At 50.1% G+C, this 14,374-nt stretch carries 7 protein-coding genes; 5 read left to right on the forward strand and 2 right to left on the reverse strand.

The window, feature by feature from the left end:
- Entirely contained in the window at positions 1-1,008 is a 1,008-nt protein-coding gene (locus ACFS7Z_RS18315) for a PorP/SprF family type IX secretion system membrane protein (RefSeq protein ID WP_377487646.1), read from the forward strand.
- 340 nt (positions 1,009-1,348) lie between these two features.
- Entirely contained in the window at positions 1,349-2,560 is a 1,212-nt protein-coding gene (locus ACFS7Z_RS18320; protein WP_377487648.1) for an S-adenosylmethionine:tRNA ribosyltransferase-isomerase, read from the forward strand.
- 569 nt (positions 2,561-3,129) lie between these two features.
- Here ACFS7Z_RS18320 and ACFS7Z_RS18325 read toward each other — a convergent pair.
- Both ACFS7Z_RS18325 and ACFS7Z_RS18330 read right to left on the reverse strand, forming a co-directional pair.
- Positions 3,130-4,530 carry a M20/M25/M40 family metallo-hydrolase gene (locus ACFS7Z_RS18325; protein WP_377487650.1) on the reverse strand — a complete coding sequence of 467 codons (1,401 nt, stop codon included), beginning with the start codon at positions 4,528-4,530 and terminating at the stop codon, positions 3,130-3,132.
- 428 nt (positions 4,531-4,958) lie between these two features.
- Complete coding sequence (locus tag ACFS7Z_RS18330) at positions 4,959-5,930, reverse strand: DUF1028 domain-containing protein (protein WP_377487731.1); 972 nt, start codon at positions 5,928-5,930, stop codon at positions 4,959-4,961.
- Between the two features lie 264 nt (positions 5,931-6,194).
- On the opposite strand from ACFS7Z_RS18330, the gene ACFS7Z_RS18335 reads away from it, so the two are divergent.
- The 3 genes from ACFS7Z_RS18335 (at position 6,195) to ACFS7Z_RS18345 (ending at position 14,319) form a co-directional block, all read left to right on the forward strand.
- Positions 6,195-7,016 (forward strand): NYN domain-containing protein, encoded by an 822-nt coding sequence (locus ACFS7Z_RS18335; RefSeq protein WP_377487652.1) that lies wholly within the window; start codon positions 6,195-6,197, stop codon positions 7,014-7,016.
- A 659-nt stretch (positions 7,017-7,675) separates the two neighbouring features.
- Positions 7,676-10,465, forward strand: a complete 2,790-nt coding sequence (locus ACFS7Z_RS18340; RefSeq protein WP_377487654.1) for an outer membrane beta-barrel protein — start codon at positions 7,676-7,678, stop codon at positions 10,463-10,465.
- Between the two features lie 650 nt (positions 10,466-11,115).
- Positions 11,116-14,319: a WD40/YVTN/BNR-like repeat-containing protein gene (locus ACFS7Z_RS18345; RefSeq protein ID WP_377487656.1), complete on the forward strand. Its 3,204-nt coding sequence runs from the start codon at positions 11,116-11,118 to the stop codon at positions 14,317-14,319.
- Positions 14,320-14,374: the final 55 nt, after the last annotated feature.

Genomic DNA, 14,374 nt, shown 5'->3' on the forward strand with positions numbered 1-14,374 from the left:
ATGAAAATCTTTACAAGCCTGGTCCTGTTTACCTGCCTTTGTTTTACCGGCTTTGCCCAGCAACGGCCACAGCATACGCAGTACGTCCAGAACAACTTCCTCCTTAACCCTGCGGCGGCGGGCACAGAGAGCTATATAGACATCCGGAACAGCTACAGAAACCAATGGGTTGGCATGGAGGGGGCACCTACTACCTACTACACCAGTATCAATGCTTCCCTGGATAAAAACGACAGGAACGTGGTGCCGCCTTCAAAATCAAAAAACAGTTATGTCGCATCTGAGCAAACGGTCAACAAAAATAACCGTTTTCATGTGAGGCCCCACCATGGGGTAGGAGCTGTTCTGCAATTGGATAAGTCCGGGCTCCTGAGAACATTCTCCCTGAACCTCAACTACGCCTACCACCTGCCCCTCACAAAAGAAATCAATCTTTCGGGCGGCGTTTCGGCAGGCCTGATGCAGTACCGCCTGAACAAGCAGGATATAAACATGCAGGTGAAGGAGGACCCTTTTGTGGCAGGAGAAATCGGCAACATGAATAAGTTTGATTTAGGGGTAGGTCTGTGGCTTTACAGCTCTGACTTCTATGTAGGCCTGTCAAGTATGCAGGTGCTCCGAAGCGAAACGAAAAGCAGTAACAACGGAACTGTGGCACCCCTTCAGAATCACTATTACGCTACAGGTGGTATCAGGCTTAGAGTATCCAACAACATCAGTTTTACCCCCTCCCTTATGGTGAAAGTAGCAGAAAATGGCATTTATATGGTTGATGTAAATGCCAAGGCAGCCTATGGCCGCCGCTTCTGGGCAGGTGCCTCTTACCGGCAGAAAGATGCAGTTGCCGGCATGGCCGGGGTGTTCATCAACCACATGTTGGATGTCAGCTATTCCTATGACCTGACTACCAGCGACCTGAGCAGGGTAAGCGCCAACAGCCATGAGATAGTAGTGGGAATAAAACTGAACAACCCTCAGAAAACCATCTGCCCGCAGTGGGTGTGGTAATAAATAAGCCAGTGCAGCCCTGAGAAATAAAAGAAAAGCCGCAGGGGCTGCTATCAAAGCTTGTTCAAAGTAGTCCCGGCGGGACAACCTGTAGATAGCAATTACCAGAATTGAGCCGTAGCACAGTAGGAGCGACCTGTAAATATAATAACAGGTCGCTCCTACTGTGCTACGATGCTTTTAGAGGCATCTATCTACAAACAGGTCCCGCTGGGACTCAGAACAGAAGTAGCCTAATTATGTCTTCACGGGAGCACTTTCTAGATAACGTATACATCTTGTTTAATACAGTTTTCGAAACAAGCGCTACCTTTGCCTTGACATTACCAACACGATTACCATGATTGACCCGAAGAAGCTGGCGATAAAGGATTTTGTGTACGAGCTGCCAGAGGAGCGCATTGCAAAGTTCCCGCTGCCGGAGCGCGACCATTCTAAGCTGCTGCACTACCGCCAGGGCCAGCTGGAAGACCGCACATTCACAGACCTGCCCCATCTGCTGCCACCGCACACACTTTTGGTTTTTAATGACACAAAAGTAGTGCAAGCACGCCTGCTGTTTCAGAAAGAGACGGGCGGCGCGGTGGAGATTTTCTGCCTGGAGCCTGTGGCTCCCTACCGCGAGGTGCAACTGGCCATGCAGCAAACGGGCAATTGCGTGTGGAAATGCCTTGTGGGTAACAACAAACGCTGGAAGAGCGGACCTGTGAAACTGCGCTTTGACGGCGGCATGCTGCAGGCAGAGCGTGAGGCGCAGCAGGAAGGGCATTTCCTGATACGTTTCACGTGGGAACCGTGGGAGCTAACGTTTGCCGAACTGCTGGAGCGGTGCGGCAAACTGCCCCTGCCCCCCTACCTCAACCGCGAACTCACCCCCGACGACCATACCCGCTACCAAACTATTTACGCCAACCAGCAGGGTGCCGTGGCCGCCCCAACGGCAGGGCTGCACTTCACTGACCGCGTGATAGCGAGCCTGCAGAAGCAGAACATCATGGCTGCTTACCTGACGCTGCACGTGGGCGCCGGCACCTTCAGGCCCGTGAAAGCCGATGTAATGGAGGCCCACGAAATGCATGCCGAGCAGCTTTACCTCACAAAACCACTGCTGCAGCGCCTGTTAAAGCAATTGGGTAACCCCATTATACCGGTGGGCACCACCAGCATGCGCTCGCTGGAGAGTCTGTACTGGCTTGGCGCAAAAGTGCTGCAACAGCCAGCGCTACCTATAAAAGAACTGCAGGTAAGCCAATGGCAGGCCTATGAAACAAAAGAACCACCTGCCGCATCCGCAGCCTTGGAGGCATTGCTGGGATACATGGAACGGCAAGGCACCAATTACCTGCACGCCAGCACGCAAATCATCATTGCCCCCGGCTATACCTTCCGGATTTGCAATGGCCTGGTCACTAACTTCCACCAGCCGGAAAGCACGCTGCTGCTTCTGGTTTCCGCCCTCATCGGGGAAGACTGGCGCAAGGTATACCAGCACGCCCTGCAGAACGGCTACCGCTTCCTGAGCTACGGCGACAGTTCTTTGCTACTACCGTAGTAATTGCTTCTACCATGGTAACAGCAACTGAATAAATTCTAGCATCCAAAAATCAGTATTGCCAGTTCAAAGGAAAAGTGATTCCAGTTTTTCCGGAAGGCGCCTTGTAAATAATGCGGTGCCGAACGCAGTGAGGCAGCCTGCAGCGGGGCGATGGCAGCTTTATTTACATAGCGCTGAACGGAAAAACGCGCCCCTGCGGGAGTGGAGCGCACGTAGCAAGCTATGAAAAAGGATATTTATGAGTCGCTGGATAAGCAGCCGCTACGATAGCTTAGACAAAATCATTTGTTGTGATTCGACTGAATGACTATGTAAAAGAGCCAGCCCCGCTATACATGCTGGACTGGCTCTTATAATTATACCCTCATTTCTCAAAGAGAAGCACCCTTTCGGGTGAACAGTTCTTCTGTTTTATAATGATTAAAGCTGTTGCTTTATTTCAGCGAAAGCTTAACCTCCCTTTAACCAAGATCCTTTCAGGATGACAGGAATGTTATAGGATCCTTACTTTCAAATAAAAAAATAAAAGTTGCCGCAACTATCATATCACCGCATCTTCAAACCAACTATAACCCATACTGAGAAATCAGGTAGGCTAGAGTCGCCATCGAAGCAGCACCCAACTGCATCTCGCGGCGGTTCACCTGCTCAAATGTGTCAATTTCTGTGTGGTGGTAGTCAAAATAGCGCTGTGAGTCGGGGCGGAAACCTATAAGGGCCACGGTACCCTGTCCTTTCAGAGGGCCGATATCGGCGCCACCGCCGCCACGGGTCAGGTCGTGCAGGCCGTATGGAGCCAGCAGTGCTTTCCAGGTGAGGGCTTTAGAGTACTGGGCATCTGTGCCGTCAATGCCAAAGCCACGCGGTGTAAAGCCACCAGCATCCGATTCGATAGCGGCAATATGCTTCTCTCCTTTAGCCTTTGCTACTTCAGCATACTTGTGTCCGCCGCGCAATCCGTTTTCCTCGTTCATGAACAGTACCGCCCGTACCGTACGCTTTGGTTTTATACCCAATTCATTGAAAAGGCGCAGCACCTCAATCGACTGCATACAACCGGTACCATCGTCATGGGCACCTTCGCCTATATCCCAGGAGTCAAGGTGGCCACCCACTACTATGATTTCATCAGGCTTTTCAGTGCCTCTTAGTTCTCCAATCACGTTGTAAGACAGCACATCCGGCAGCGTCTCTGAGGTCATGCGCATGTAGAACTTCAGGTTCGGGTCATCTTTCAGCAGGCTGCTGAGCTGTTCTGCGTGCTTTGTGCTGATAGCTGCTGCAGGAATCTGCTGCACGCCCTCCTCATAGCGGGTGCTGCCTGTATGGGGCACCTCCTGAATATCGTTTGTCATAGAGCGTACCAGCACACCCACGGCACCGAGTTTAGCTGCCGCCGCCGGACCGCCGCCACGCTGGTCTACGGCACCACTGTAAGCAGCCATAGTTTGTACATGTGTGTTATCGAAAGGGCGGTTGAAGAACACAATCTTACCCTTCACTTTCTTCCTGCCCAGTTTCTCCAGTTCCTCAAAATTCTGTACCTCTATCACCTCAGCACTCATTCCTTTCTTCCCTGTACCCACCGTGCCACCTAGCGCCGCAATGTTCATATCTATAGTGCCCATTAGTTTAGAATTGTAGACGCGGCCTACTTCTTTGTCTCCACGCACCCAGTAAGGCACCATCACTTCCTGCAGGTACACCGTGTCCAGGTTCATGTTCTCCATTACCTGGCGGCTCCATTCCACCGCCGCCGCTGCCTGTGGCGATCCGCTCAGGCGAGCGCCAATCTTCTTCGTCAGGTAGCGCAGGTTCTCGTAGCTTTCTGTGCTGGATAAGGCTTCGTTGTATATCTTTTTGATTGTGAATGAATCGGATACGTAATTTTGTTGTGCCATTGCCGGCAGGGAGAGCGCCGTTGCCGCAGCCAGCAGCAGGCTGCGCAGGTTCTTTTGGGTTAGCATTTATCTTTTGTGAATTGGATATATAGTGATTGTGTTTTTTGCGGCTATAAGTTACTAAATTTTAATCAATGACTGGAACGAGTAAACATCTGCAGCTTGACATTCAGTTGCACAGTAAAATCAAAAGCGGCAGAAATTAGTTTCTGCCGCTTTTGATTTGATATTGATGAAAGTACCTTGACTGTAGCGATGGAATTAATATCACCTCTAAGATTCTTTGCAGTCTTTTTGCCTCGCCGGCTGGGCCTTACTTTTCTCCTTGATGAGAAAAGTAAGCAAAAGAATCAAGACCCTCCAAACTCGCTGAACGCTCGGACAGTGGAGTGTCGAATCGTGCACTTGGCTACCTTGTCTGCTGCGTAGCTATTAGAATTAAATTAAGGTTGTTCTTCCATCAAGTCATTATTCCTCAATTTCACCTATCGTTGTTACTTTATCCGCATCAGCTTTTCCATGTTCTGCTTGCTTACAGTTAGCAGGCCTACTTCGGGTAAGCGGCTGGTGAGTTCACGCCAGTTTTCGTCTTTTTTGTATATCTCACGCAGCATTTTGGCAGCCTGCTCTACCTGCCCATTGTTGGCCAGCGTTATGGCGTGCCAGTACTTCATCTCAAGGTTGTTTGGAAACATGGCCTCGGCTGCGCCATATTCCTGCGTTGCCAGTTGCATCTGCCCCTTCTCTACCGCCACGTCGCCTTTGTTCATGTGCTCATAGGCGCGGTACACTTTCAGGAGGCGGGCCAGTTCGTCCAGCGGCTGCTCGGCATCATCTACACGGAGGTTGATGGTTTCATTCTCCCAAGGCTCCACTTTCTGCCCTGGCACTACCACTAAGGCTGCTGACTGCCTGCCCCGGATGTCGCCGCCAGCCTGTTCGCCGGCCTGCAGCGCCAGCAATACGCGCTCTGCCAGCGGTTGCCCTTCGCTTCTTTCAAAGGCTTTTGCCATAGCAGGCCATACTTTATCGTTCAGCATCATGTTGGCCTGCACAGAGAAGTTTTTACCCGTGATGTCGCCGGCATAGCGGATACATTGCTTCCCGGTGTGCACTGCCACCCTGCCCTGCGCATCTATGATGGCTACCTGTCGTACCTCCCGTGCTTCATCATCAGCCAAAAGTATGGCTAGCGCTTCTTCCGGAGATTTACCTTCTTTCAACAGCGCCAGTCCTTTCGGACCGAAAGACTTGTTTGTAAAGGATTGGGTGGCTACTGCACCTACCCCAGCCTCCGCCCAGGGCACTGCGGTACCCACCGAAAACCAGTGGCTCTGCACACCTACGGCCATCTCTCCTGTTTTCGGGTCGCGGGCTACGATGGAGTACGTGTGTGCCAGCGGCTCCTCTGCCTTAAATACCTGCGCTTTTGCCGTACCCAGCGCGGCCACTAAAGATACTCCCATAGCGAATAATATTGCTTTTAATTTTATCATGTTCTTCTTTGTCGGTGCCTGCTTGTTTTATACTGTGCCGCTGGCAGCTCCTTCCGGTCATTTTATTACCTAATAAAGCTGCTGCCATAGCGTTCAAACAAATATAAAAGTTTTAATTATACTGATGGCAGGGAATGGCGATAACAACCTCTAGTGATAATAGCAGTATAACAATATAAGAAAACCACAAAGAACAAGAAGGTGCTTTCCTGCACCTGTACGCAACCCTTACACATGAAAAACTCAGTAAGAGAAAAAAAACCTTCGCGCATGGCCATGCTTATAGATGGCGATAATGCGCAGCCAAGTCTGATTGTTAAATTGATGGCCGAAGCCGGTAAATACGGCGCCACGACCATCCGGCGCATTTACGGCGACTGGACCACCCCTCAAATGAACGGCTGGAAAGACTGCCTGAACAACCACGCTATCCAGCCGATACAGCAATTCCGTTACACCGTAGGGAAGAATGCCACCGACAGTGCCCTCATCATAGATGCTATGGATTTGCTGCACAGCGAGTTCGTGAACGGCTTCTGCATTGTGTCTTCCGACAGCGACTATACCCGGCTGGCCACTCGCATACGCGAGGCAGGCATTTTTGTGATGGGCATTGGCCAGCGAAAGACGCCAAAGCCTTTCGTGAATGCCTGTAACGTATTCATTTTTACAGAGAACCTGGTAGATACCATAGACGATAAGAAAATAGCCGCAGCTGAGAAAGAGCCGGATAGCAGCACAAGTAAAAGTTCGCCTAACCCGGTACCGCTCCTGAAAGAGGCATTTGTGATGTCAGAGGACGAGGATGGATGGGCGCACCTGGGCGTGATGGGCGTGAACCTGCGCCAACTGGATCCCAGCTTTGACCCACGCACCTTTGGCTACGGGCAGTTGCTGCAGCTCATCAAGGCGCAGAAAGACCTTTTCACCATCCGGAAAGAGGATGACAAAGGCCCCTCTGCTGTGTATGTAAAACGCAAGGACAAGCCAAAAAGCCGCACCAGGAAAAAGCCGCAGGCTGAACCGAAACCAAAGGCAGAAGCCCAAAAACAATAAGTAGGCTAAGCGTGGAAAAAATCAGTGAAGAACTAACAGTAAAAATCCACGACGCCGACTACGCCTTTACGAACCCCAGCAACCCGAAATATAAAGCTGAACTTTGCTAAAGAAGCACAACAACTGACTGTAAACTTCATCAAAAAGCATCTAATGCCTGGCCAAGGTAATTATAAGCGTAAACTCTCCCCTTGAGGGGAGCAAGAGGGGTGTTTACATTTGCTGGATTGTTAAATTGGTTTTGCTTCTGCCAATTCGTCAGTTCGTAACACCCCTGTAGTCTCTTCAAAGGGACGATTCCCCATTTACTTTTCTTTTCTAAGAATCAAATTGGAGAAGCACTAGATAAAAGCAGATGCTACATTAAAGTCTGAAAGCCTGACCTGTAAGGGGTCGGGCTTTTTTATTTTTGCCACCTTTATAAAGCCACAGAGAGAACCTCAGCATTATATTCTCATCAAATCCGGAACGTCCATTGTATTGCAGGCTTCCTTTCGCGCTTCCTGCACAATACCAACCCTTTACTCTTAAATGTCTAAACGTTAAATAAACGTTAAAATGCTTTCTTTATAGTAGATAGAGCCATCTTTTTCTGTAATATTAAATAATTAAGCCGAGACTATATTCAAGTGCCTCCAGCACGATGAGCCCCATAAACTATGAAGCATCTTCTTCCTCTCCTCCTACTCCTGTTTACAGCCACGCTACCTATGCTCGCCCATGCACAAAATGCCAAAGGCGAACTGGCAGGTAAGATATCAGATGAAACTAGTAAAGAGCCTTTGTCTTATGCGACAGTCTCTGTATATAATGCGCAGGACACCACCCTGATTACGTTCAGGATGAGTGATGACAACGGTATTTTTAAGATTCCGGGCCTGCCGCTGGAGAGCCGCCTTAGAGCTATTATTACCATGATGGGCTATGGAGTGTACAGGCATGAGTTTACACTTACCGCAGCTCAGCCCATACTTAATCTGGGGGAAGTCAAGATGGCTGCATCCAGCACGCTACTGAGTGAGGTACTGATTGTGGCCGAGACACCACCCATACTGGTACGGAATGATACGGTAGAATTTAATGCTGCTTCTTTTAAAACCTTACCCACAGCACTTGTAGAGGACTTGCTGAAGAAGCTGCCCGGTGTAAGTGTAGATAATTCCGGCAACATCATGGTGAATGGCAAGGCGGTAAGCAAGATACTGGTAGATGGCAAAGAGTTCTTTGGCAGCGACCCGAAAATTGCCAGCCGTAACCTGCCGGCAAACGTCATCGAGAAAGTACAGGTCATGAACGACCCGGAGGCTTTGCGCCGTGATCCGGATATGCCCGAGATGGACATTCCGCAGGTCATTAACCTGAAGTTTAAGAAAGGTGTGAAGAAAGGCTTGTTCGGGAAGTTGTATGGTGGTGCCGGAACAGACGATCGCTACGAAGGAGGCGGTATATTGAATATGTTCCGGGACACGATGCAGGTAAGCGTACTGGGTTACTCCAACAACCTAAACCGCCCGGGTTTTGGCTTCGAGGATATCTCCCGAATCGGTGGCTTTGACAGAAGCGGCTTCAACTCTGTTATGATAAGAAGTGACGGCGGCTTTGCCCTGAATGGTATATCCTTTGGCGGAACAGAAGAAGGCATACAGCAGTCGTCGGGTGGCGGTGCCAACTTTAATACGGTGTTTAATAACGGCATCACACTAAACCTGCAGTACTTCCTGGGTGGCATCGATGCTGACCTGAGGCAGATTACCAACTCCTCTCAACTGGTGGATGAAGACACCATTACTTCGCGCAGGGTAAGGAACCAGTTCAGCAAGAGCACCAGCCACAGAATTGGCGGAAAGCTTGACTGGAAGATAGATACCTTAACTGATCTGAGTGTAACACCTGTGGTGACAATTGCTGACATCAGCTCAAACCAGATTGCTTTCACCAACACGTATGGCAACTTTCCGGAGTTGATAAATGAAAGCAATAACACCCAGTTCTACAATAACAACACCCTGACGCTGGGGAATGACTTAACGCTGAGCCGGAACTTCCGGAAGAAAGGCAGGAACCTCACTTACTACGGCACTTATGAGTACAGCACCATCCTGCAGGACCAGGTAAATAATGCTGAGAACATCTTTTTCAGGCCTGAGCCAGCCATAACGCTTCTGGATCAGCTCCGCGACAACGATACCTATAGCACCAAAATCAACAATTCAGCGTCTTATAATGAGCCTATCTCTAAGAATGTTAGTGCTGTTTTCCGCCTGAACTCTGAATACTTTGATGATAAAAACGCCCTGCAGACGTATGATGCAGATCCAGAGACAGACGAATACACGCTGTTGGTACCGGGCCTATCGAATGAGCTAAAGCGCACTGGCTGGAGAAATTACCTGACAACAGGCATCAAATGGAAGATAAAAGAGCTTACGGTGCAGCCAGCTGTTCGATTTACTTCCTTGGATATCACCAACACCTTCCAGAAGAACCCAACTATAAAGCAGGACTTCTTTTATGTGTTTCCGACGCTGAATGTTAACTGGAAATCATTCTACCTGAGCTACAACGTTAACCTAAGAGAGCCAAATGCAACTGATCTGCAGCCGGTTATTGACAATACAAACCCTCTGTTTATTAACTATGGAAATCCGGAACTGAAGCCTTCTGTATCAAACTCCATCTACCTGAACTATAGGAAGTACGACACCAAACGCTCGCTCAACTACAGCGTGTACATGAACGGTGAAATCAGCAATGATGCCGTTACGCGCCAGCGTACGATAGATGCGTTTGGTGTGCAGACATCCCGGCCGGTAAACACTGATGGTAACTGGCGGATAAATAGCAGTGCCCGTTTCCTGAAAGATTTCAAGTATGACAACAACAGGCAGTATTCTATCGGAGGCTCCATATGGGCTTCCTATACACGAACATTGGTCCTGTTCAACGACATCCAGAGCTTTAGTCAGACCTGGAGCCTGAATCCAACGCTGGATGCAAAAATGAACCTGGACGACAAAGTGGAGTTTAACCAGAGCTTTACGCTGCGGCACCAGCAAAGTACATATGAGGACAATACCTTCCGAAGCCTGAAGTTTAACACTAAAACTTCTCGGTCTGAAATAGTGATACGGCTGCCTAAAAAGCTGGTGTGGGAGGCAACTTTTGACTATTGGTACAACTCCAACATGGCCCCTGGCCTTCAGAACAACTACAGCAGGCTAAACGGCAGTGTCACGTACCTGTTCATGAAAGACGATCGGGCACAGCTTAAGCTATCGGTATTTGATGTGCTGGACCAGAACCTGAACGCCTACAGAAACATCCGGGAGAACATTATCGAAGATACGCAAACAGTAGTGCTGAACCGCTACGGCATGCTTACCTTCACCTACAACATCCGCAACTTCGGAGGCAAAGTAGGCGGCAGAAGCTCGATGTTCCGGTTTTAGAAATAGCCTCAGCAGTATAGCACACACTACTTCAGGAAAACGAACAGGGAAGGGTTTGCATAAGCAAGCTCCTTCCCTGATATATAGCCTTAATGGGGCCAGTTCACTCGAGACTAGAACCAAATTTATAAGTAAAAAGCAGAGTCAGGTACAGCTCAAAACTCTCTTCACCTATAAGCCCTTTAAATTTGTCAGCACGAAGTGAAGCTATTTCCAGTCTTTGGGTTGAGCGCCTTGTAAATGTTGCGGTGCCGCACGCAGTGAGGCAGCCTGAGCAGAGCGAAGGCAGCTTCAGTTACGCAGCGCGATGCCCAAAGACGAGGCCTCTCGGCCTAGAGAGCACAGACAAAACCTATGGAAAAGGCTGCATTTGAGTCGCTGGATAAGCTGTTGCAACGGCAGCTTAGGCGCGATTACAAACAAACGCTTCAAGTTATGCAATAATAAAAGATGCTGCTGAGGATAGCTTATAGGCAGCCCATATAATAATTATAACACGCTTAATCTAGCTCCTATTAGCATAACGAACCATCCGGCGCGTATTCCTGTTCTTGCATTTAAAGCTAAATTTGTCTAAATCTGAGGCTTGAAACAAAATTAGCAGAAGCTAAACAACAAACACTGACCTCTATTATCTTAAAACTAACAACATGCGAACAGCACTACGCGCTGCATTACAACCACGGCTGCTACTGGCAGGCTCACTGGCCTTGCTCCTGGCAGGGCAACCGGCAGAGGCCCAGCGGCAAAAATCCAAATCCAAAAAGTCAACAACCACCGCTACCGTTGATCCGGAACTGTACAACGGACTTACCTGGCGCTCCATCGGTCCTTACAAGGGCGGGCGCTCTGCTACGGCAACGGGTGTGCCGGGCAAGCCAAACCTGTATTACTTTGGCTCTGCAGGCGGCGGTGTGTGGCGCACAACGGATGGCGGCGCTACCTGGAATAACATCTCAGATGGCTTCTTCGGAGGTTCTATTGGTGCAGTAGCCGTGAGTGAGGCTGACCCGAATGTGATTTATGTCGGCGAAGGCGAGAAAACAGTGCGCGGTAACGTATCGTCGGGCTTTGGCGTGTGGAAATCGGTGGATGCCGGTAAAACATGGCAGCATACAGGCCTGAAAGACACCAAACACATCGGCCGCATCCGCATTCACCCGGACAATCCGGACATTGTGTACGTGGCTGCCATGGGCGATTTGTATAAATCGAACGAAGAACGTGGCGTGTTCAAAAGCACTGACGGCGGAAAGACGTGGAAGAAGACACTGTTTGCGAACAAAGATGCGGGAGCCGTTGACCTGATCATCGACCCATCGAACCCGCGCAACCTGTATGCCACTACCTGGAATATCCGCCGCACACCACACAGCTTGTTGTCTGGTGGCCCCGGCTCCGGAATCTGGAAGAGCACGGATGGAGGTGATACCTGGAAGGAAATATCAAAGAATGAAGGGTTGCCAAAGGGAACGCTCGGCATTATAGGTGTAGCAGTATCACCGGCAAACCCGGAGCGGGTGTATGCCATGGTTGAAGCTGAAGAGGGCGGTCTTTTCCGCTCAGATGACAGCGGACTGACCTGGAAAAAAGTGAATGATGACCGCAACCTGCGCCAGCGGGCCTGGTACTATACCCGTGTATATGCCGACCCGAAAGACGAGGACGTGGTGTATGTGCTGAATGTTGCATACCACAGAAGCAAAGACGGTGGCAAAACATTTGAAAGCGCTTACGCCCAACACAGCGACAACCACGACCTCTGGATAGACCCGGCTAATCCTTCGCGGATGATCATTGCCAACGACGGAGGCGCACAAGTGTCGGCTGACGGCGGCATGAACTGGAGCACGATGGATAATCAGCCGACAGGCCAGTTTTACCGTGTGGTGACAGACAATCATTTCCCGTACCGCATCTATGGTGCACAGCAGGACAACTCCGCCATCCGTATCGACCACCGTTCTTCAGGATATGCTATCACAGAAGATAACTGGGAGACAACAGCAGGTTCTGAAAGTGCCCATATTGCCGTAAACCCTACAAACCCGGAGGTAGTGTATGGCGGTAACTATGGCGGCTTCCTGGAACGCCTCGACCACAGCAACGGCCAGAGTCGCGTAGTAAACGTATGGCCGGATAATCCGATGGGCCACGGTGCAGAAGGCATGAAGTACAGGTTCCAGTGGAACTTCCCGATCCTGTACTCCCCAAACGACCCGAACAAACTATACACTGCCTCCAATCATGTGCATGTTACCCATAACGAGGGGCAGAGTTGGGAGACCATCAGCCCGGACCTAACTCGCAACGACTCAACGAAGCTTGGCCCATCCGGCGGCCCGATAACAAAGGACAACACCAGTGTGGAGTACTATAGCACTATCTTCGCCATCAATGAATCTGCTTTAGAACCGGGTGTTATCTGGACAGGATCAGATGATGGCCTGATCCACATCACCCGCGACGGTGGCAAGAACTGGACAAACATCACCCCGAAGAGCATGCCGGTGTGGATCATGATCAACAGCATCGATCCGCACCCAACGCAAAAGGGAGCCGCCTATATCGCCGCTACAATGTATAAGTCCGGTGATTTCAGGCCTTACCTGTACAAGGTAACTGACTATGGTAAGAACTGGACGAAGATCACGAACGGTATACCGGAAAACCACTTTACCCGTGTAATACGTGCTGATCAGAAACGCCCGGGCTTACTGTATGCCGGTACGGAGTATGGCATGTACCTATCGTTTAACGATGGCAAGGACTGGCAGCCTTTCCAGCAGAACCTTCCGCTCGCGTCCATCACTGACCTTACCATCAAGAACGACAACCTGATTGCCGCCACACAGGGTCGTGGTTTCTGGCTGATTGACGACCTTGCTCCGCTGCATCAGTTGGAGGCCAGCGCAGCGAATTCAAGGTTCCAGCTTTATAAGCCACAAGCCACTTACAAGATAGATGGCGGCAGCGGAAGCGCATCTAAAACAGCCGGCCAGAATCACCCGGGCGGCGTGATGGTACACTACTACCTGCCGCACAAACCTGATACCGCAACGGTTGTGCAGCTGGAAATTATGGACCAGAATGGCAAGCTTATCCGCAGCTATACCAGCAATGCCAAAGAGAAAAACGATAAGCTGGAAGTGAAAGAGGGCCTGAACCGCTTTGTGTGGGACATGCGCTACCCGGAAGCCAGCAAGTTCGATAACCTGATTCTGTGGGGTGGTGGCACGCAAGGTCCTAAAGCTATACCCGGAACCTATACGGCAAAGCTAACGGTGAACAAAGAGAGCCAGGAGAAGCAGTTCGAGATCCTACAGGACCCACGCACCAAGGCTTCTCCGGAAGACCTGAAGGCGCAGTTCGACTTCCTGATGGACGTGCGCAACAAACTGACGGAGACGCATGATGCCATCAAAGACATTCGAACCATGCGCGGCCAGATCAAGACGCTTACCGGCAACCTGAAAGGAAATGATGCCTACAAACCCATTATAGAATCAGCGGAGGCCGTGGAGAAGAAGATGACGAAGATTGAGGAAGCCCTGTACCAGACAAAAAACCGCAGCGGACAGGATCCACTCAACTACCCTATCCGGTTAAATAACAAGCTGGCGAACCTGGTGGGCCAGGTAAGTTCCGGCGACTTCCGGCCAACTGACCAAGCCTACGCTTTTAAGAAAGAAGTTACTGCCCAGATTGACGAGCAGCTAAACCAACTAAAGCAGGTAAAAGAGCAGGAAATTCCGGCGCTGAACAAAATGATACAGGAGAAGAACATTGACTTTATCAGTGTTGAGAAGAAAGAGAAAAAGGCGCAGGCCTCTCCTACTTCTTCTGTAAAGTAAGTCTTGCAACTTAATGTGCAAAAGCCCCTACAGCATCTGCTGTAGGGGCTTTTGT

The sequence above is a fragment of the Pontibacter toksunensis genome (assembly GCF_042686245.1).
Lineage (GTDB): Bacteria > Bacteroidota > Bacteroidia > Cytophagales > Hymenobacteraceae > Pontibacter > Pontibacter toksunensis.